Below are 19,395 nucleotides of genomic sequence, written 5' to 3' on the forward strand. Positions count from 1 at the left end.
GCAACACGCGCACGGGGAGCCGTGAGCCACTCAGACCTCATCAGACCCACCGGTCTCTGATACGGCATGCCGCATCACGGGTAGGCATAAACCTCGCAAACAGCACCAGTCACTGGTGTCACGGCGCTCCACGAGGGCACACGGGGGACAGAGGCGTCCCTGCGTGCCGACAGGAGGTCGGCCCATGAAGGTCACCACGGCAGCACTGCCCCTTCTCCCGCTCTTCCAGCGTCTCCTGCCCGGGCTCCCGGGACTCCCCGGTCTGCAACGGCTCCCCAGCGTTCCAGGGCTCTCCGCGGTCCCAGGACTGCCGGAGCTGGCAAGCCTCCCGGGCCGGCTGACCGGCCTCTCCCTGACCCTGCTCAAGGCCAGCGCCCTGGAGGCCGCGATCCTCGCCGGGCACCTCCTCCTCTACCCCTCGGGCATCATCCAGGAGCGCCACCCGGCCCAGACCCTGCGCCCACAGGGCGCCCAGGACCCCCTGCCGTCACCTCCGCCCCCGAGGCTCCCGGCCCCGGCCAGCCCCCCGGTCGTCCTGCTGCACGGCTTCATCGACAACCGCTCGGTCTTCCTGCTGCTGCGCCGCAGCCTGGCCCAGCACGGCAGGCACGAGATCGAGTCGCTGAACTACTCCCCCCTGACCTGCGACATCCGTACCGCGGCCGAGCTGCTCGGACGGCACATAGAGGAGATCTGCGAGCGGACGGGCAGCGAGCGCGTCGACGTGGTCGGGCACAGCCTGGGCGGGCTGATCGCGCGCTACTACGTGCAGCGCCTCGGCGGAGACCTCCGCGTGCGCACGCTGGTGACGCTCGGTACCCCGCACACCGGCACCAAGGTGGTCCCGCTGGCGAACGCGCACCCGATCGTGCGCCAGATGCGCCCCGGATCGGCCGTGATCGAGGAGCTGACCCGCCCGGCGCCCGGCTGCCGCACCCGGTTCGTCAGCTTCTGGAGCGATCTGGACCGCGTGATGGACCCGCTGGAGACGGCCTGCCTCGACCACCCCGACCTGAGCGTGCAGAACGTACGGGTGAGCGGCATCGGCCACCTCGCCCTGCCCGTGCACCCCGCCGTGGCCACCGGGATTCGGCAGGCACTCGACACCGCCGGACCGGAGACAGCCGGGCAAACGGACGCGGAACCGGGCAAACGATCCGGCGGGCTGACCGTCGCCTGAGAACGAAGCAACCCGTTCGGACTCGAACAATTCTCGAACACAAAGCCAAACCCGTGCCCGCCGTCCCCCAAAACACGGCCGATTGCCCGTTTCCTTCGCTCGCGAAACCTGACGAAGATTGTCGTGCCCGTATACCGCCGGGTACAGTCGCCGCACTGCTCTGGCAGCCCCTGTTGTCGAGGCGAAAGAGAAGTTGGTGAACGACCGTCACCCGTCGGGGACAAGGACCGCCCCGGCTTCGGCTTCCGACGCCGCTTCGGCGCCCTACGCGTCGTACGGCACAGGGGAAGCCCAGTACGGCAACCTCACCACGTACGGCGGTGGCCACGCCTCCGCCGGTTTCGCCACCGGCGGTGCCGACAGCTCGGCCTTCGACGCGGACCCCCTCTTCGGCAGCATGCCGGGCCACTACGCGGGGAGCCCCGAGGCGACGGGTTCGTACGACACCACCCAGTGGTCCACCGGCGGCGAGCAGTCCCCGCACTACGACGCGTACGCGGCCCAGCACCACGCCGCCTACGACACCGGCGCCTACGACACGACGACGTGGACGGCCGGTTACCAGCAGCCCGGCTCCGTGTCGCCGCAGGCCACGGGCGCCGAGGGGACCGGGCAGTGGGACACCGGCGCCTGGGCCGGTGCGGACCACTGCGCCGCTCCGGCCGACGCGACCCAGCAGTGGGACTGGGGCACGCAGACCTGCGAAACGGGCACCTTCGACACCGGCGCCTTCGAGCCGGGTACGACCGACACCGGCGCCTTCGACACCCGCGCGTTCGACACCGGCGCTTTCCCGGCCGGCGCCTTCGAGACCAGCGCCTTCACGACCGGCACCTTCCACACCGGCGCGTTCGAGGGTGGTCCGGTGGACACCGGCGCCTACGACGCCACGCAGTGGAACCCGGCCGGCGCCACCGGCACGGCCGAGGATCCGGACCGACCGGCCGGGCACCCCGTACCGGACGATGTCGCCCCGGACGCCGCGCCGTTGGCCGAGGGCACCGAACCCTCCCCGTACGGGGAGGAGTTGGCCGCCACGGGTGAACTCCCCGCCGTGACCGCTCTGCTGGACGACCAGGAAGAGGCCGCGCCGGCCGCGCGGATCCCGGTCGCCCGCGCCGGCTCCCGCGCCGGGGCGCGCTCCCGTCGCCGCCAGCCCGCCAAGCGCTCCGCGTTGCTGACCATCGCCGTGCCGTCGGCCTGCGTGATGAGCGTCGCCGGTATCGCGGCCGCCTCCGTCGGCAGCCTGACCGGCGACGAGGGCACGGAGACCGCGGCGTCCGCACCGGACCCGGGCAACGCCGAGGCGGCGCCGGTGAAACCGTCCGCCGCCAACAACAAGCTGGACACCCAGCTCACCAGCCTGGCCGCCGGGGCCGACGACTTCGCCGACCGGGCCAGCCGGACGCAGGAGCGCATCGACCTCAAGGCCGAGCAGGACGCCGAGAAGAAGCGGGCGGCGCAGGAAGCGGCCCGCAAGGAACGACTGCGCCCCAAGTTCGCGCTCCCGGTGAAGCAGCATGGCCTCAGCGCGTACTACGGTCAGGCCGGCATCAACTGGATGTCCTCGCACACCGGTATCGACTTCCCCGTGCTCCAGGGAACGACGGTGATGGCGGCGACCGACGGTACCGTGCGGACGCAGTTCAACAGCGCGTACGGCAACATGATGATCGTGACCGCGAAGGACGGCACGGAGACGTGGTACTGCCACCTCTCCAGCTACCAGGTTCCCTCCGGCACCACCGTGAAGGCGGGCGACGCGATCGCGTACTCCGGCGACTCGGGCAACTCCACCGGCCCGCACCTGCACTTCGAGGTGCGCCCTGCGGGCGGCTCGTCGATCGACCCGCTCCCGTGGCTGCGCAGCCACGGTCTCAACCCGACGTGACGCCGTAACGTCTCAGCAGATCGCCGGGTCCGTCCCCGGACCGGTCCCGGACGACCGTCCGGGACCGCGCCGCGCCCGTCGAACCGTCCTCAGAGCTTCTCCACCGGCGCGTACCGCAGCAGCAGCCGCTTCGGCTTGGTGTCCCCGAAGTCGATCGTCGCCTCCGCGTTCGAACCGGTGCCCTTGACGCCGACCACCGTGCCGAGCCCGAACTGGTCGTGCGTGACGCGGTCGCCGACCGCCAGCGAGACCGTGGGCTGCTCGGCGCCGGCCGACCTGCCCGTGGCGAAGCCGGACGCACCCGACGCCGAGGACCGGGACCGCGACCGGGACGACGACAGCGAGGCGGCCACGCCCGAGACCGGAGCGGAAGGCGCGGGACCGTTCGCCCCGGTCCGCTTCCATTCCAGGTGCGGGGCCGGGATCTCCTCCAGGAACCGCGAGGGCGGGTTGTACGACGGCTGGCCCCAGGCGCTGCGCAGCGTCGACCGGGTCAGGTAGAGCCGCTCGCGGGCGCGCGTGATGCCGACGTAGGCGAGCCGCCGCTCCTCCTCCAGCTCCTTGGCCTGGCCGAGGGCGCGCATGTGCGGGAAGACGCCGTCCTCCATGCCGGTGAGGAAGACGACCGGGAACTCCAGGCCCTTGGCGGTGTGCAGGGTCATCAGGGTGACGACGCCGTCGCCGTCCTCCTCGTCCGGGATCTGGTCGGAGTCGGCGACGAGCGCGACCTTCTCCAGGAAGTCGGCCAGCGTCCCGGCCTCCTCGCCCTCGGCCCGCTCCTGCTCGAACTCCAGGGCGACGGCCGCGAGTTCCTGGAGGTTCTCGATGCGGGTCTCGTCCTGGGGATCGGTGGAGGCCTGCAACTCGGCGAGGTAGCCGGTGCGTTCGAGGATGGCCTCCAGGACGGTCGCCGGTCCGGCGCCGGACTCGACGATCGTGCGCAGGTCCTCCATGAGCGTGTTGAACCGCTTGACGGCGTTCGCGGAGCGCGCGGCCATGCCGTACGCCTCGTCGACGCGCCTGAGCGCCTGCGGGAAGCTGATCTTCTCGCGCTGGGAGAGGGCGTCGATCATCGCCTCCGCGCGGTCGCCGATGCCGCGCTTGGGGACGTTGAGGATGCGGCGCAGCGGCACCGAGTCCTCCGGGTTGGCCAGCACCCGCAGGTAGGCCAGGACGTCCCGGACCTCCTTGCGCTCGTAGAAGCGGACGCCGCCGACGACCTTGTAGGGCAGGCCGGTGCGGATGAAGACCTCTTCGAAGACACGGGACTGGGCGTTGGTCCGGTAGAAGACGGCGACGTCGCCGGCCTTGGCCTCGCCCGCGTCGGTGAGGCGGTCTATCTCGTCGGCGACGAACTGCGCCTCGTCGTGCTCGGTGTCGGCGACGTACCCGGTGATCTGCGCGCCGCTGCCCTGGTTGGTCCACAGGTTCTTGGGGCGGCGGGACTCGTTGCGCTCGATGACCGCGTTGGCGGCGCTGAGGATGGTCTGGGTGGAGCGGTAGTTCTGCTCCAGCAGGATCGTCGTCGCGTCCGGGTAGTCCTCCTCGAACTGGAGGATGTTGCGGATGGTGGCGCCGCGGAAGGCGTAGATCGACTGGTCGGCGTCGCCCACCACGCACAGCTCGGCGGGCGGCACCTCGGCCTCCGGCGGCACGTCGACGGGGTGCTCCGAGGGCACGCCGACCAGCTCGCGCACCAGGGCGTACTGGGCGTGGTTGGTGTCCTGGTACTCGTCGACCAGGACGTGCCGGAAGCGGCGGCGGTAGTGCTCGGCGACGTCCGGGAAGGCGCGCAGCAGGTTGACCGTCGTCATGATCAGGTCGTCGAAGTCGAGGGCGTTGGCCTCGCGCAGCCGCGACTGGTACATGGCGTAGGCCTGGGCGAGGGTCTTCTCGAAACCGTCGGCGGCCTGGGCGGCGAAGTCCTCCTCGTCGATCAGCTCGTTCTTCAGGTTGCTGATCTTCGCGCTGAAGGACTTGGGCGGGAAGCGCTTGGGGTCCAGGTCCAGGTCGCGGCAGACCAGCGCCATGAGCCGCTTGGAGTCGGCGGCGTCGTAGATCGAGAACGACGAGGTGAAGCCGAGCTTCTTCGACTCGCGGCGCAGGATGCGCACACACGCGCTGTGGAAGGTCATCACCCACATCGCGTTGGCGCGCGGGCCGACGAGCTGCTCGACGCGCTCCTTCATCTCGCCCGCGGCCTTGTTGGTGAAGGTGATCGCGAGGATCTGGCCCGGGTGGACGTTCCGCTCGGCCAGCAGGTGGGCGATGCGGTGGGTGAGGACGCGGGTCTTGCCGGAGCCGGCGCCGGCCACGATGAGCAGCGGGGAGCCGGAGTGGACGACGGCGGCCCGCTGGTTCTCGTTCAGCCCCTCCAGGAGCGCGGCGGCGTCCAGGGCGGGCCGCGGGGCGCCGTCCCGGTAGTGGGTGTCCCGCTGCGGGGGCGCGTCGAACTTCCCGCCGAACAGATCGTGCGGAACCGGCTCCGGTCCGTGATCGTCCTCGGGCGGCGGCGGGGGTTCCTCCTCGTGACCCCGGGGGGTCTGGAGGCTCGCCAGGAAGCTGTCGTCAAAGAGGTTGCTCATCGCTCTCCGAGTCTAGGGCGCCCCACCGACAACCCGGTGCCACCCCGGAAAATGCCCACCATCCCCGGCGTGGACACGCCCTGCGACCAGCGGAACCACGAAGAGTGACGCCCGCGACCACCCCGGAGGCACCCGAACGAAAGGTCACGAAAATGTATCGGGCATATCACCCACCAACCTTCACAGCGGCCACACGAGTTGGCTACGGTGCGGGGCAGGCCGCTCGACCCCCTCCGGCGAACCTCGCCGGGCCGCGCGGCCTCCGCCGAGTCCGGCCTGCCCGCACGGCACCGGAGCCGGGGACCCAACCGAGAACTTTGGGGTGAATCGGCCTCACCGCCCTCGACGCGAGGACGGTCCGCCGTAGGGCAAACCTTCCGCGCCACACCGCCCGAACCCGACAGCTAACCCGGTAGGCGGAGCACTGGAAGGAGTCGCCTCCTTGGCGTCGCACCGCAAGTCGCGTCCCACCGGTCCCCGCGTCGCGGGCATCCGGACCCCGGCCCTCGCCACCGCGGCCCTCACCTCCGTCGCCCTGCTGTCCCAGACGGCGAACGCCACGCCGTCGGACGACCGGCCGACCCTGGAGGAGGTCGAGAAGAAGGTCGACGACCTGTACCGCCAGGCCGGGTCGGCGACCGAGAAGTACAACGCGGCCAAGGAGAAGACCACCAAGCAGCGCAAGAAGGTCGACACCCTCCTCGACGACGTCGCCCAGCGCACCCAGAAGCTCAACGACGCGCGCGAGGAGCTGGGTTCCTTCGCCTCCGCCCAGTACCGCACGGGCGCCTCGGTCCCGGAGACCGCGACGCTGCTGCTCGCGGACTCGCCGCAGGACTACTTCGACCAGAACCAGCTGATGAACCGGCTCACCGGCCGGCAGAAGACCGCCGTCGACGACTACGTCACCCAGCAGTCCGAGACGATGAAGAAGCGCCGGGAGGCCACCGAGAGCCTCGAAACGCTCACCGACTCGCAGACCGACCTGAAGACGGCCAAGTCGACCGTCCAGAAGAAGCTCGCCACCGCGCGGGAGCTGCTTTCGGAACTGACCGCCGAGGAGAAGGCCCGGCTCGCGGCGATCGAGAGGAAGAAGCAGGAGGAGGCCGAGCGCAAGGCCGCCGAGCTGGCGAAGCAGCAGGCGGCGCAGGAGGACGCGGAGCGCAAGCGGCGGGAGGAGGCCGCACAGCAGCAGGAGAGCGGCTCCGGATCCTCGGGGACCTCCGGCGGCACCGGTTCGTCGGACTCCTCGGGCTCGTCGACGCCGGGCACCTCGACCGGCACCAAGGCCGAGAAGGCGATCGCCTTCGCCCGCGCCCAGATCGGCAAGCCGTACGTCTGGGGCGCCACGGGCCCCGGCTCCTACGACTGCTCGGGCCTCACCCAGGCCGCCTGGAAGGCCGCCGGCGTGACGCTGCCGCGCGTCACCTACGACCAGGTCAACGCCGGGACGACCGTCTCCGTCTCCCAGGCGCAACCCGGTGACCTGGTCTTCTTCTACGACGACATCAGCCACGTCGGCCTGTACATCGGCGACGGCATGATGATCCACGCCCCGAAGCCGGGCGCGTACGTCCGCGAGGAGTCGATCTTCTACGACGGCGAGTCCTCGATCTACAGCGTGGTGCGCCCGGCCTGATCGGCGAGGTACTTAGCATCGGGCGCATGTCATCGGCCACCCATCCCTCCGCGCTGCGCACCTGGTGGGCGCAGCGTCCACCGGCGGCCGGGGCCGCGGTGATGGCGACCGGCATCGTGTCGGTCGCCCTCCATCTGACGGGCCGCGAGGTCCTGTCGCGGATCACCCTCGCCCTGGCCTGCGCCGCCTGGCTGATACTGGCGGCGAACTTCGTCTACCTGCTGCTGGCCGACCACGCCCAGTGGGTGAAGCGGGCGGGGACGCCGGGGGCACTCACCGCCGTCGCCGCGACGACCGTGCTCGGCACGCGGTTCTCGCTGCTCGGCTGGACGCTCCTGGCGGCGGTGCTGCTGGCGCTTGCGTCCCTGCTGTGGCCGTGGCTGCTGTTCCTGGTGGTGCAGCACTGGGGGCGGAGGATGCCCGGGGCGGTGTTCCTGGGCTGCGTGGCCACGGAGGGGCTCACCGTGCTCGCCGCCACGCTGGCCGCGGCCACCTCGACGCCGTGGCTGGCGCACGTGGCGCTGGTGCCGTTCTGGCTGGGGATCGTGCTCTACCTGATCGCGCTGTTCCGCTTCGACCTGCGGCAGGTGGCCCGGGGTTCCGGGGACCACTGGGTGGCGGGCGGCGCGCTCGCCATCTCCGCGCTCGCCGGTGCCAAGCTGCTCGCGGCGGCCGGGACCGGCATGTACCTGTGGAACGCCGACGACCAGGCCGTCCTGCACGACGTGACCGTCTTGCTGCTCACGCTCGACCTCGCCTGGTACGCCGTGCTCCTGGCCGCCGAGATCGCCTGGCCCCGCCTGCGCTACGACGTGCGCCGCTGGTCGACCGTCTTCCCGCTCGGCATGACGGCGGCGGCGACCCTGTCGGTGGCCGCCGTCCTCGACGTCCCGTGGCTGGACGCGCCCGGCCGGGCGCTGCTGTGGATCGCGGTGGCCGGGTGGCTGGCGGTCGCGACGGGAGCGGTCCTCCGGGCCCGCTCCGGGCTGCGGTCCGCGGACGCGGACCCGGGACCGGCCGTCAGGTCCACAGCACCGCGATGAAGATGTTGGCCAGGGTCAGCGCGCCCACCAGGCCGAACAGCGGCTTCTCCACCTTCTCCTCGTCGCGCTTCACGTAGACCAGGCCGAGGATCACGATCAGTACGGCGAGCTTCACGCCGATCTTGACGTTGTCGACGGAGTAGTCCTGGGCCTGGTTGAGACCGACCAGGACGGCACCGGTGACCAGCATCGTCAGCGCGCCGTGCAGCATCGCGGGGGTGAACCGGGCCGCGCCCTGGCCCATCGCCTTCATCTGGGTCAGGAAGCCCCCGAGGAGCGAGGCGATACCGATGATGTGCAGGCCGACGAAGAGGTGGATGAGTACGTCCATGAGGCCGGAGCCTAATGAGGGACCCGACACGCCCGGACACCGGCCCGCCCCGGCGCTCCCATAACAGCTCACGTCCCCCACCCGCCCCCGGTCCGGCATATCGGTCATCACCCTGCGTGAAGACGCCGGGCCTCGGAGGGCGTACCGATCAGATGCGGTCGCCGCCCGATCCGCTGCCGCCACTTCCGCGCATCCCGTCACCGGACCGTTACCGACGCGCCTAGCGTCCTGGCCCAGGCAGCCGGAACGGACCGGAGCCGACCCGGCGCCGGCCGGAGTCGAGTCGTACGGAAGGACGTGGATCGCAGGTGGGAACGCACCGCAGGCCGCGACAGCGCGCGAAGGGCGGCGGCAGAGCCCGTACGGCGGCCACGATCACCCTCGCGGGGGCGGCCACCGCGACGGGCCTGGGCGGGACGACCGTGCACGCCGATCCGCAGCCGACGGCAGCGCAGGTCAGGGCCAAGGTGGACAAGCTCTACCAGGAGGCCGAGGTGGCCACGGAGAAGTACAACGGCGCGAAGGAGAAGGCGGACGCCGCCGAACGGCGCCTGGAGGACCTGCGCGATGAGGCCGCCCGCAAGGAGGACCGGCTGAACTCGGCGCGGGAGGCGCTGGGTTCGGTCGCGGCCGCGCAGTACCGCAGCGGCGGCCTCGACCCGGCCCTGCAACTGGCGCTCTCCTCCGACCCGGACCGGTACCTCGACGGCGCCGCGTTCGCCGAGCGCGCGGGCAGCCGGCGGCAAGCCGAGGTGGGCCGCGTACGCAAGGAACTCCGCGACATCGAGCAACTGCGCGGCGCCGCCCGCGTCGAGGCGGCCTCGCTGAGGTCGCGCCGGGCCGAGCTGAAACGTCACCGCGAGACCGTCATCGGCAAGCTGGAGAAGGCCCGCCGCCTGCTGTCCCGGCTGACCACCGAGGAACGCGCCGACGTCGGCGACCGGGCCTCTCGCTCGGCGCCGGGCCCCCGGGAGGGCCTGACCCCCTCGTCCCCGGCCCCCGACTCCCGCGCGGCAGCGGCCGTCGCCTACGCCTACCAGAAGCTCGGCAGCCCCTACGTGTGGGGCGCGACCGGTCCGAACGCCTTCGACTGCTCGGGCCTCACCCAGGCCGCCTACCGCGCCGCCGGGGTTTCCCTCCCCCGCACGACCTACGCCCAGATCGACGCGGGCCGCCGCGTCTCACGCTCCGAACTCCTCCCGGGCGACCTGGTCTTCTTCTACTCGGGCATCAGCCACGTCGGCATCTACGTCGGCAACGGCCGGATGATCCACGCCCCGAACCCGTCGGCACCGGTCCGCGTCGCCCCGGTCGACGAGATGCCGTTCGCGGGGGCGACGCGGGTGGCGTGACGCCCCGAACCACGGTGCCCGGAGTCGCGGCAAGGGCTTCATCTGCCACCCGCGGATGCTCGCCGACCCGCCCGAAGGGCGTCCATCGCATTTTCTCCCGGTCACACCAGCCGTCGTGCCGTCGCCCAGCGGGTCAGCTCGTGCCGGTTGGACAGCTGGAGCTTGCGCAGGACCGCGGAGACGTGGGACTCGACGGTCTTGACCGAGATGTAGAGCTGCTTGGCGATCTCCTTGTACGCGTAGCCGCGGGCGATCAGGCGCAGCACCTCGCGCTCGCGCTGGGTGAGGCGGTCGAGGTCCTCGTCGACCGGCGGGGCGTCGGTGGAGGCGAAGGCGTCGAGGACGAAGCCGGCCAGGCGCGGGGAGAAGACGGCGTCGCCCTCCTGGACCCGGAAGACCGAGTCGACCAGGTCGGTGCCGGTGATGGTCTTCGTGACGTAGCCCCGGGCGCCGCCGCGGATGACCCCGATCACGTCCTCCGCCGCGTCCGAGACGGAGAGGGCGAGGAAGCGGACGGGCCGCTCGGCGTCGCTCATCAGGGGCGCGCAGCGGCGCAGTACCTCGACTCCGCCGCCGCCGGGGAGGTGGACGTCGAGGAGCACGACCTCGGGGCGGGTCGCGGTGATGACGGTGACGGCCTGGTCGACGTCGGCGGCCTCGCCGACGACCTCGACCCCGGTCTCGGCGGTCTGGCCGATCTCGGCCTGGACGCCGGTGCGGAACATGCGGTGGTCGTCGACGAGCACCACGCGTACGCGGCGCTCCCCCGCGCCGTCACCGGCCGGCTGCGCGGGCCGGGCCGCCTCGCCCGCCCCCGCCGTTCCCGCCGTTCCGTTCGCCTCGGTCGGGTCGCTCATGACGTCTTCTCCGCCCTCTCCATTTCCAGTTCGACCTCCGTGCCGCCGTCCGGCACCGCGCGCAGCCGCGCCGTGCCGCCGTTGCGCTCCATGCGGCCGATGATCGATTCTCTGACGCCCATGCGGTCGGCGGGTATCGAGTCGAAGTCGAAGCCGGGACCGCGGTCCCGGACGGACACGAAGACCGTCCTGCCCTCGACTTCGGCGTAGACCTGTACGGCGCCGCCCTCGCCACCGTACTTGGCCGCGTTCACCATCGCTTCGCGCGCGGCCTGCATCTGTGCGCTGATCCGCTCGTCGAGCGGGCAGTCGCCGACGACGACCACCTCGAGGGGAACGCCGTGCTTGTCCTCGACCTCCGCGGCGTTGCGCTTCACGGCCTCGGCGAGGGTGGTGGGCTCGTCGTCCTCGTCCTTGCCGTTGCCCTCGGGTTTGTACAGCCAGGAGCGCAGGTCCCGCTCCTGGGCCCGGGCCAGGCGGCGCACCTCGCCCGCGTTCTCCGCGTTGCGCTGGATCAGGGTCAGGGTGTGCAGCACCGAGTCGTGGACGTGGGCGGCGACCTCGGCGCGCTCCTGCGCGCGGATGCGCATCAGCCGCTCCTCGGAGAGGTCCTGCGTCATCCGCACCAGGTAGGGACCGGCGAGGAGGGTGATGCCGACGAGGACGGCCAGGGCCGCCTGGAGGACCGAGCCGAGGTGGGCGGCGGATCCCTGGAGGACGAAGATGCCGGTGACACCGGCCGTCACCAGCAGGACGCCCCCCACCGAGCGCAGCAGGGTGACCGTGCGGCGATGGCGTCCGACCTCGGCCCAGCGGGCTCGGCGCGCGTTGTCCGCCTGGCGCCAGACGAGGGCGACGCCGGCGCCGACGAGCACGGTCGGCCAGAGGTAGGCCTTGGCGCCGCCGCCCAGGTCGACGTTGCCCACGAAGACCAGGGCGACGACGACCATGAGGAGCAGGGCGACTATCTGGCCCTTGTCCGGTTTGCGCGTGACGAGTCGGCGGCGGCCGTCGGGGCCGGTCTCGGAGGTGACGAGGGACGGCGGCTTCTGTGCCTCCACTCCCCCGACGCCCAGCGGCACGAAGAACCAGAAGGCGGCGTACAGCAGCGCGCCGAGGCCGTCGGCCATGAACAGGCCGACGAAGGCGAACCGGACCCAGACGACGGGCAGCCCGAGATGCCCGGCGAGCCCCCGCGCCACCCCACCGAGCCAGCGTCCGTCGCTGCTGCGGTAGAGCTTGCGCGGCGGCCGCGGTTCGACGACGGGTGCTGCTGCGGCTTCCGGCATGACACCGATATTCACACGGGTGCGGGAGCCGGGGCATCAGGGTCGTTCCCCCACTCGCCCCTGATCTTCGGACCGCGGAAGGCGGTGCGGGGCTCGAACGCTCCCCGGGCACGGAGTCAGGGCCGATATCAGGGTCCGACCAGGGTCGAACCGGCTGCCGTCACGGCGCCGCGGCCGTCACCATGGACTCATGACCGATCACGAGCACGCCGCGACGGGTCCGGGACCCGGCTCCGGCCCGCGCCCCCCGCAGGGCGCCGGGCCGCAGGATGCCGCGCCCGCCGCGGATGCCGGTGCGGCCGGCCCGGGCGCCGCCGGCGGCACGGATGCCGCCGGGCCGACGCACCGGTTCTGGCGCGACCGGCGGCACAAGTCGCTGGCCGGAGTGTGCGCCGGCCTCGGAGGGCAGTGCGACATGGACCCGGTGATCTTCCGGATCACGCTCGCGGTCCTCTCCGCGACCGGCGGCATCGGCCTGATCTTCTACGGCTTCGCCTGGCTCTTCGTCCCCTACGAGGACGAGGAGGAGAACGAGGTGCGCAAGCTGCTGACCGGCCGGGTGGACGGCCACGCGCTGGCGGCGGTGCTCTTCGCCCTGGTCGGCTGCGGGGTCTTCCTCACCATGCTGCGCAACGGCGGGGTGCTGACCTTCGCCGTCGTCCTCTCCCTGCTCCTCGCGGGAGCCGGGTACTGGTCGCGGCACCGCAGGGCCCCCGAACCGGACCCGCTGTCGGCGCAGGCCGTCGCGGACGCCCCGCCGGAGGCCAAGGCACCGCCGATCATGTACACCTGGCCCTCCTGGTGGCGCGACCCCATCGTCAAGGACGGCACCCACGACGGCGGGACGGGCTACATGTGGGGCCCGCCGGACTCCGCGGAGCGCGACATCGCGGCGGCCGTCAACATCGGCCGCGGCATCCCGGGCCGCCGCGACCGCGCCACCGCGGGCGACCGGCACTCCTGGTCCGCGCAGACCCGCGGCCCCCGCGGCATCGGCGGCTGGGTGTTCCTCCTGGCCCTGCTCGCCGGTTTCCTCGGGGCCCGGCTGACCTGGGACGACCACCCGCTCGGCACGAGCCTGCAGACCGGCCTGGCGTGCGCGCTGGCGGTCTTCGGCCTCGGTATCGCGGTCAGTTCCTTCCTCGGGCGCACGGGAGCCGGTTCGATCTTCCTGGCCGTCATCACGGCGGGCCTGCTGGCCGGGTCGGCCGCCGTCCCGGAGAACGTGGGCACCGACTGGGTGCGGACCACCTGGAAGCCCGTGGTGGCGGCCGACGTCCGCGACCAGTACGACCTCGGCACGGGCAGCGGCACCCTCGACCTGTCCCGCCTCGACCTGGCCGAGGGGCAGACGGTGACCACCCGGGCCGACGTGGGCATGGGCCGAATACGGGTCGTCGTGCCGCCGGACGTGACCGTGCGGCTGTACGTCGAGGTGGGGGTGGGCGACATCCAGCTGCCCGGCGACAACGAGAAGGACGTGGACGTGGCACCGGGCAAGCACAAGGAGATCACCTTGCCCCCCGCCGAGGGCGGCAAGAGCTCCGGCACGCTCGACCTCGACCTCCAGGTCGGCGTCGGCCAGGCGGAGGTGTCCCGTGCTGCGTCATAGGTTCCAGCCCGGACGTCTGGTGGCCGGTGTCTTCCTGATGCTGGCCGGCGTCATCTACGCGGGCGACGCGGGCGGTCTCTGGGAGACGCCGTGGTTCGTGGTGGTCCCCGTCGTCAACGGCGGGCTCTGCCTGGCGGGCGTGGTCGGGATGGTGGCCCGGTCCGCGCACCGGCGCCGCGCGGAGCTCCACACGGCGCCGCCGGACGGAACCTAGCGGTACCCGCCGCCGGACGGAACCTAGCGGTACCCGCCGCCGGACGGGACCTAGCGGTACCCGCCCGTCCGCCGCCTGCGCCGGGAGCGCAGCAGGGCGTCCAGGGACAGCAGCGGGGCGCCCGCGAGGACGAGGGGGAGCCAGGCCATCAGATAGGCGAGGTCGTTGCCGTAGTAGTAGGGGTCGGAGGCCCAGCTGACGGTCAGCCACAGGCTGAGCGAGATCAGGGCACCGCCCAGCGCCGCCAGGCGCGTGAGCAGCCCGAGCAGGGTGCCGATGCCGACGGCCAGCTCGCCCAGCGCGATGGCGTACCCGAAACCGGGCGGGTTCTTCAGCGCGAGGTCGACCAGGGCGGGGACGGCCGAGGAGTCCCGCACGGTACGCATCATGTCGCCGACGGAACCGGCGCCGGAGTCCTTCATGAAGGCGCTGTCGGTCAGCTTGTCCAGACCGGCGTAGACGAAGGTGACGCCGAGGAAGATCCGCAGGGGCAGAAGGGCGTACCGGGCGGCGTGGTCCCGCCAGTCGCCCCCGCTCCCGGGTGAGATGTGCACATCCGTCCGCATACCGTGCGTCATCACTGCCAGCCGCCTCTCGCCGCGCGTGCCCAGACCCCCCACCAGACCATACGTACGGCACGGCGGTCCGGCTCAACCCTCGGCGCCCGGATTCCCGGCACCGGTCTCGACAGGCCGGCGACCGGAGGCGGGTGGGGTGTCAGTCCGTCACGTCGATCGCGTACCGGTTGGTCTCCACGCCCGCGCCCGTGACGACCTGGACGTCCACCCGGCCCGGTTCCACGTCCGCCGGGACGGGGACCGTCAGCAGGTCGTCCGTGGGGTTGCTGAAGCCGCCCGTCACCGGCACCAGGGGGACGTGGACGTTCACCGCGCCGATGCGGACGACCATGCGGGACAGCCGGTCCGCCCGCTGGGCACCCGGCGGCACGAAGCCCGCCCCGCGGATCTCGATGTCGTCGCCCGTGCGGATCGGCGCGTCCAGGTCACCGGCCTCGCGCGCCCGGACCACGGAGAGGATCACCGGCCGGCCGCCCTCGGCGTACTTCCCGGCCACGTAGGTCGCCGCCGACACCAGCACCACCACCGCGAGCCCCCAGGGCAGGTCCGGCAGTTGCTCCGGGCGCCGGGCCAGCCGCACCGCCGCAAAGACCAGGGCCACTGTGCTGATCACGACGTACTGGATGTCGGCGAAGGTCCCGCGGCCCGCGTCGTCCGTCAGCAGGTCGGAGGCGCGCGGCCGGTCGGCGCGTACCTTCTGCAGCCGCTGTCCCAGCACCCTGAGGCCGACCACCCGCCGTACCAGGACCGCGATCCCGCAGACCACCGCGAGCACGGTCACCGCGCCGGTGCCGCGGCCGAGTTCGAGACCGGAGATCAGCGCGTCCCGCCGGCCGTGCCCCGAGGCGACGGCCAGTTGCCCGGCGAGCACCAGCACGGCGTAGGCGACGAAGAGGACCCAGGCGGCCGCCACGGCACGGGAGGTGGACAGGCGGTTGTCCTCGCCGATGACCGGGGCCAGCGCGCCGCCCCGGGCCCGGTGGAACCAGGACGCCGCCGTCAGCGCGCCGGCCACCACCAGCGCCGCCGCGAGTCCGGCGGTGCGCGCGGCGGACCAGCCGGTGCCGACCGCGGTGAGCGACTGCCCGAGCAGCAGCAGGACGACAGCGGCCCACACGACGGCCGCCGTACGGCGGCCCAGCGCCGCGAGCCACGCGTCGCCCTCGGCACGGCCGCGTTCGGCGACGGCCTCCGCGGACTGGGTCAGCTCCTCCGAGACCCACTGGCGGGAGGCGGAGGCCGAGTGGGCCACCGCGGCGGGCAGCCCCTGACCGGCCGCGAACTCGTCCCGCCGCAGCAGGAAGGCGGCGACCGCCCGGCGGTGTCCCTCGCGGGCGCCGTGCGGGCAGTCCCCGCAGGTGCAGCCACCGCCGTGCGCCGCCTCGTACGCGTCCCTGTCCGAGCCGCTTCCGCGTCTCGCCTCCTGCACCGCCACGCCCGACGCCCGCCTTCCCGCACCCGCTAAGTCCCTTGGAACGACAGCGAATTGTGCCGTATCCCGCCTCGCGCCCGCGCGCTGCCCCGCTCAACGTCTGCTCAGCGCGGGTGATGCCCGGATCGCCGTGTTGACGGCCGCCCCGGGCCGCCTCGGACGCGGTCAGTCGAACAGGTCCGGTTCGCGTCGGGTGACCTCCTGCCACAGGGGCTGGTAGTTGATCCACGCCACCAGGTCGCCGCCGAGCTGTTCCCGGGTCGCCACGGCCTGCCGGTGGCCGATCGGCACCGGCCGCCCCGCCGCCTTCGCCAGCAGCTGCACCTGGCAGGACCGCTCCAGCGACAGGAACCACCAGGCCGCCGCGTCCACGGAGTCGCCGACCGTCAGCAGCCCGTGGTTGCGCAGCACGAGCGCCTTGCCGGAGCCGAGCACCCCCGCGATGCGCCGCCCCTCCTCGGCGTCGACGGCGACGCCCGAGTAGGAGTCGTACAGGGCGTGGTCCTCGTAGAAGGCGCAGCTCTCCTGCGTGATCGGTTCGAGGGGCTCACCGAGGGCCGACAGCGCGCGCCCGTGCACCGAGTGGCAGTGGGCGACCGCGACCACGTCCGGACGGGCGGCGTGGACCTGGGAGTGCACCGTGAAGGCGGCCTGGTTGACGTGGTGGCCGCCCTCCACCACCTGTCCCTCGGAGTTGACCAGCACCAGATCGCTCACCGTGATGTGCGCGAAGGGCACGCCGAAGGGGTTGACCCAGAAGCAGTCGGTGTACTGGGGGTCGCGGACCGTGATGTGACCGGAGACCCCGTCCTCGAACCCCTGGCGCCCGAAGAGGCGCAGCGCGCCCGCGAGCCGCTCCTTGCGGTGCCGGCGTTCGTCCTCGACCGAGTCGTGCCTGGGCGGCATCGCGAACCGCAGCCGGTCGGTGGGCAGCGGCGGGGGCTCGGCGGCCCCGGGCGTCCCGTGCATGTGTTCTCTGTCCTTCGGCGCCGGATGTGCCCTACGTGCCGGAAGTTACCGGCGGTGCGGCCGGGAGGACAGGGTCGGGGGCCAATACGCGACAGAGGATGTCGGTTTTGGCGTTCACACTCGGCGTATGACTTCAGGCTCCCCTGTGAACTGGGCCGGTTTCGCCGCCGCCGAACCGGGCCTGGCCGGCACCGTCGAGGCACGCTTCGGCGCGTACCCGCACCACGTGCTCGCCACCCTCCGCAAGGACGGTTCGCCCCGCACCGCCGGACTGGAGGTGCGGTTCCTCACCGGCGAGCTGTGGCTCGGCATGATGCCGGACTCGCTGAAGGCGCTCGACCTGCGCCGCGATCCGCGCTTCGCCCTCCAGGCGAACCCGGGGGACGGCACCGGCATGGGCGGCGGGGACGTGCGGATCGCCGGCCGGGCGGTCGAGGTCGAGGACCCGCGGACCAAGGCCGGATACGTGCGAGAGGTGGAACCGCCGGAGCCGTTCCACCTCTTCCGCACCGAGCTGACGGAGGTCGTGCGCACCCGCGTCGAGGACGACAAGTACCTCGTCGTCGAGATCTGGCAGCCCGGCAGGCCCCTGCGCACCGTCAGACGCGCCTGAGGGTCACTCCCACTCGATCGTGCCCGGGGGTTTCGAGGTCACGTCGAGGACGACGCGGTTGACGTCCGTGACCTCGTTGGTGATCCGGGTCGAGATCTTGGAGAGCACCTCGTACGGCAGCCGGGACCAGTCGGCCGTCATGGCGTCCTCGGACGAGACCGGCCGCAGGACGATCGGGTGGCCGTAGGTGCGGCCGTCGCCCTGGACGCCGACGGAGCGGACGTCCGCGAGCAGCACCACCGGGCACTGCCAGATGTCGCGGTCGAGGCCGGCCGCGGTCAGCTCCTCGCGGGCGATGGCGTCGGCCTCGCGCAGCAGGTCGAGCCGCTCCTTGGTGACCTCGCCGACGATCCGGATGCCGAGGCCCGGGCCCGGGAACGGCTGGCGCTGGACGATCTCGTCCGGCAGGCCCAGCTCCTGGCCGACCATCCGGACCTCGTCCTTGAACAGCTGGCGCAGCGGCTCGACCAGCTCGAACTCGATGTCGTCCGGGAGCCCGCCCACGTTGTGGTGGGACTTGATGTTGGCGGTGCCGGTGCCGCCGCCGGACTCGACGACGTCCGGGTAGAGCGTGCCCTGCACCAGGAAGGCGACCTCCGGGCCGTCCTCCCGCATGATCTCCAGCTGGGCCTGCTCGAAGACCCGGATGAACTCGCGGCCGATGATCTTCCGCTTCTGCTCGGGGTCGGACACCCCGGCCAGCGCGCCCAGGAACCGCTCACTGGCGTCCACGACCTTCAGCTGCACGCCGGTCGCGGCGACGAAGTCCTTCTCGACCTGCTCGGTCTCGCCCTTGCGCATCAGGCCGTGGTCGACGTAGACGCAGGTCAGCTGGGAGCCGATGGCCTTCTGGACGAGCGCGGCGGCCACCGCGGAGTCCACGCCGCCGGACAGCCCGCAGATGGCGCGCCTGTCGCCGACCTGCGCGCGGATGGCCGCGACCTGCTCCTCGATGACGTTGCCCGTGGTCCAGTCGGGGCTCAGGCCCGCGCCCCGGTACAGGAAGTGCTCCAGCACCTGCTGGCCGTGCGTGGAGTGCATGACCTCGGGGTGGTACTGGACGCCGTAGAGCTTCTTCTCGTCGTTCTCGAAGGCGGCGACCGGGACGACGTCCGTGGAGCCGGTGACGGTGAAGCCCTCGGGGGCGGCGGAGCAGGCGTCGCCGTGCGACATCCACACCGACTGCTCGGCCGGGGTGCCCTCGAAGAGGGTGGAGGACGGCTTGGAGACGGCCAGTTCGGTGCGGCCGTACTCGCGGGCGCCGGAGTTGTCGACGGTGCCGCCGAGGGTCTGCGCCATCAGCTGGAAGCCGTAGCACATGCCGAAGACGGGGACGCCGGCCTCGAACAGGGAGCGGTCGAGGGTGGGGGCGCCCGCCTCGTACACCGACGAGGGGCCGCCGGAGAGGATGATGGCCGCCGGGTTCTTGGCGAGGATCTCCTCGACCGGCATGGAGCTCGGCACGATCTCGCTGTAGACCCGCGCCTCGCGGACACGACGGGCGATGAGCTGGGCGTACTGCGCGCCGAAGTCGACGACCAGGACGGTGTCGGGGGCGGCGGCAGCGGGAGTCGCTGATGACACGGGGTGCCTTCCGGCGGGTCGGGCGGGGGGCTTGTGCTCCCGATTCTACCGAGCGGGGAAGGTGGCCCGGCCCCGCAGTCGGCCTCGGCCGTCGACCCTGCCGGCGCCCCTCCCCGGTCCTGCCCCGAGTCTCACCATGCGAACCGGCTTGGACACCGACCGTCGCGGGGGCATACTGGGCGCATGCTCAAGCACCAGGCGTTCCTGTTTACCTATGGCAACCGGC

Annotated in this window: 16 protein-coding genes and 1 riboswitch; of the genes, 8 read left to right on the plus strand and 8 right to left on the minus strand. The window is 72.3% G+C overall.

Features of this window, described 5'->3' with window-relative positions; genetic code table 11:
• The first annotated feature begins 184 nt into the window (after positions 1 to 184).
• Both R2E43_RS14530 and R2E43_RS14535 read left to right on the plus strand, forming a co-directional pair.
• The gene (locus R2E43_RS14530) at positions 185 to 1,180 is read left to right on the plus strand and encodes an esterase/lipase family protein (RefSeq protein WP_030867526.1); all 996 of its coding nucleotides are present in this window, start codon (positions 185 to 187) and stop codon (positions 1,178 to 1,180) included.
• A 196-nt stretch (positions 1,181 to 1,376) separates the two neighbouring features.
• A complete protein-coding gene (locus tag R2E43_RS14535; protein WP_030867529.1) occupies positions 1,377 to 3,071 on the plus strand; it encodes a peptidoglycan DD-metalloendopeptidase family protein in 1,695 nt (564 codons plus the stop codon).
• 89 nt (positions 3,072 to 3,160) lie between these two features.
• Here R2E43_RS14535 and pcrA read toward each other — a convergent pair whose 3' ends face one another.
• On the minus strand, positions 3,161 to 5,656 hold the full coding sequence (pcrA, locus tag R2E43_RS14540; protein ID WP_030867532.1) for a DNA helicase PcrA: 2,496 nt from the start codon (positions 5,654 to 5,656) through the stop codon (positions 3,161 to 3,163).
• A 253-nt stretch (positions 5,657 to 5,909) separates the two neighbouring features.
• Positions 5,910 to 6,092: riboswitch (cyclic di-AMP (ydaO/yuaA leader) on the plus strand.
• Between the two features lie 6 nt (positions 6,093 to 6,098).
• Here pcrA and R2E43_RS14545 point away from each other — a divergent pair.
• Both R2E43_RS14545 and R2E43_RS14550 read left to right on the plus strand, forming a co-directional pair.
• Positions 6,099 to 7,295, plus strand: coding sequence for a C40 family peptidase (locus tag R2E43_RS14545; RefSeq protein ID WP_332056266.1), 1,197 nt, complete (start codon positions 6,099 to 6,101; stop codon positions 7,293 to 7,295).
• A 26-nt stretch (positions 7,296 to 7,321) separates the two neighbouring features.
• Positions 7,322 to 8,338, plus strand: a complete 1,017-nt coding sequence (locus R2E43_RS14550; RefSeq protein ID WP_003974176.1) for a tellurite resistance/C4-dicarboxylate transporter family protein — start codon at positions 7,322 to 7,324, stop codon at positions 8,336 to 8,338.
• On the opposite strand, the gene R2E43_RS14555 is transcribed toward R2E43_RS14550, so the two are convergent.
• Positions 8,316 to 8,669 (minus strand): hypothetical protein, encoded by a 354-nt coding sequence (locus tag R2E43_RS14555; RefSeq protein ID WP_016327076.1) that lies wholly within the window; start codon positions 8,667 to 8,669, stop codon positions 8,316 to 8,318. The genes R2E43_RS14550 and R2E43_RS14555 overlap by 23 nt on opposite strands.
• A 308-nt stretch (positions 8,670 to 8,977) precedes the next feature.
• On the opposite strand from R2E43_RS14555, the gene R2E43_RS14560 reads away from it, so the two are divergent.
• Entirely contained in the window at positions 8,978 to 10,021 is a 1,044-nt protein-coding gene (locus R2E43_RS14560; protein WP_319125121.1) for a C40 family peptidase, read from the plus strand.
• Positions 10,022 to 10,122: 101 nt separating this feature from the next.
• Here the strand turns inward: R2E43_RS14560 and R2E43_RS14565 are convergent, their stop codons facing one another.
• Positions 10,123 to 10,878, minus strand: coding sequence for a LuxR C-terminal-related transcriptional regulator (locus tag R2E43_RS14565; protein ID WP_011029866.1), 756 nt, complete (start codon positions 10,876 to 10,878; stop codon positions 10,123 to 10,125).
• Complete coding sequence (locus R2E43_RS14570) at positions 10,875 to 12,167, minus strand: ATP-binding protein (RefSeq protein WP_003974180.1); 1,293 nt, start codon at positions 12,165 to 12,167, stop codon at positions 10,875 to 10,877. Before R2E43_RS14570 ends, R2E43_RS14565 begins: the two co-directional genes overlap by 4 nt.
• 190 nt (positions 12,168 to 12,357) lie before the next feature.
• On the opposite strand from R2E43_RS14570, the gene R2E43_RS14575 reads away from it, so the two are divergent.
• A complete protein-coding gene (locus tag R2E43_RS14575) occupies positions 12,358 to 13,779 on the plus strand; it encodes a PspC domain-containing protein (RefSeq protein WP_332056267.1) in 1,422 nt (473 codons plus the stop codon).
• Positions 13,766 to 13,993: a hypothetical protein gene (locus R2E43_RS14580; RefSeq protein WP_003974182.1), complete on the plus strand. Its 228-nt coding sequence runs from the start codon at positions 13,766 to 13,768 to the stop codon at positions 13,991 to 13,993. Before R2E43_RS14575 ends, R2E43_RS14580 begins: the two co-directional genes overlap by 14 nt.
• Positions 13,994 to 14,043: 50 nt before the next feature.
• On the opposite strand, the gene R2E43_RS14585 is transcribed toward R2E43_RS14580, so the two are convergent.
• From R2E43_RS14585 to R2E43_RS14595, 3 genes are all read right to left on the minus strand, one after another.
• Positions 14,044 to 14,571 (minus strand): DoxX family membrane protein, encoded by a 528-nt coding sequence (locus R2E43_RS14585; protein ID WP_037897578.1) that lies wholly within the window; start codon positions 14,569 to 14,571, stop codon positions 14,044 to 14,046.
• A gap of 139 nt (positions 14,572 to 14,710) precedes the next feature.
• Positions 14,711 to 16,006: a membrane protein gene (locus R2E43_RS14590; protein WP_011029864.1), complete on the minus strand. Its 1,296-nt coding sequence runs from the start codon at positions 16,004 to 16,006 to the stop codon at positions 14,711 to 14,713.
• Between the two features lie 162 nt (positions 16,007 to 16,168).
• Positions 16,169 to 16,972, minus strand: a complete 804-nt coding sequence (locus R2E43_RS14595; protein WP_003974185.1) for a class II aldolase/adducin family protein — start codon at positions 16,970 to 16,972, stop codon at positions 16,169 to 16,171.
• A gap of 127 nt (positions 16,973 to 17,099) precedes the next feature.
• On the opposite strand from R2E43_RS14595, the gene R2E43_RS14600 reads away from it, so the two are divergent.
• On the plus strand, positions 17,100 to 17,585 hold the full coding sequence (locus R2E43_RS14600; RefSeq protein WP_037897580.1) for a pyridoxamine 5'-phosphate oxidase family protein: 486 nt from the start codon (positions 17,100 to 17,102) through the stop codon (positions 17,583 to 17,585).
• A 3-nt stretch (positions 17,586 to 17,588) separates the two neighbouring features.
• Here the strand turns inward: R2E43_RS14600 and guaA are convergent, their stop codons facing one another.
• On the minus strand, positions 17,589 to 19,169 hold the full coding sequence (gene guaA, locus R2E43_RS14605; RefSeq protein ID WP_003974187.1) for a glutamine-hydrolyzing GMP synthase: 1,581 nt from the start codon (positions 19,167 to 19,169) through the stop codon (positions 17,589 to 17,591).
• Positions 19,170 to 19,395: the final 226 nt, after the last annotated feature.

The sequence above is a fragment of the Streptomyces violaceoruber genome (genome assembly GCF_033406955.1).
Taxonomy (GTDB): Bacteria; Actinomycetota; Actinomycetes; order Streptomycetales; family Streptomycetaceae; genus Streptomyces; species Streptomyces violaceoruber.

Excerpts from the sequence above, each read along its gene's own strand:
- R2E43_RS14530 (WP_030867526.1), top strand. The coding sequence starts at position 185 with ATGAAGGTCACCACGGCAGCACTGCCCCTTCTCCCGCTCTTCCAGCGT.
- pcrA (WP_030867532.1), bottom strand. The coding sequence starts at position 5,656 with ATGAGCAACCTCTTTGACGACAGCTTCCTGGCGAGCCTCCAGACCCCC.
- R2E43_RS14550 (WP_003974176.1), top strand. The coding sequence starts at position 7,322 with ATGTCATCGGCCACCCATCCCTCCGCGCTGCGCACCTGGTGGGCGCAG.
- R2E43_RS14555 (WP_016327076.1), bottom strand. The coding sequence starts at position 8,669 with ATGGACGTACTCATCCACCTCTTCGTCGGCCTGCACATCATCGGTATC.
- R2E43_RS14565 (WP_011029866.1), bottom strand. The coding sequence starts at position 10,878 with ATGAGCGACCCGACCGAGGCGAACGGAACGGCGGGAACGGCGGGGGCG.
- R2E43_RS14570 (WP_003974180.1), bottom strand. The coding sequence starts at position 12,167 with ATGCCGGAAGCCGCAGCAGCACCCGTCGTCGAACCGCGGCCGCCGCGC.
- R2E43_RS14575 (WP_332056267.1), top strand. The coding sequence starts at position 12,358 with ATGACCGATCACGAGCACGCCGCGACGGGTCCGGGACCCGGCTCCGGC.
- R2E43_RS14585 (WP_037897578.1), bottom strand. The coding sequence starts at position 14,571 with ATGACGCACGGTATGCGGACGGATGTGCACATCTCACCCGGGAGCGGG.
- R2E43_RS14595 (WP_003974185.1), bottom strand. The coding sequence starts at position 16,972 with ATGCACGGGACGCCCGGGGCCGCCGAGCCCCCGCCGCTGCCCACCGAC.
- R2E43_RS14600 (WP_037897580.1), top strand. The coding sequence starts at position 17,100 with ATGACTTCAGGCTCCCCTGTGAACTGGGCCGGTTTCGCCGCCGCCGAA.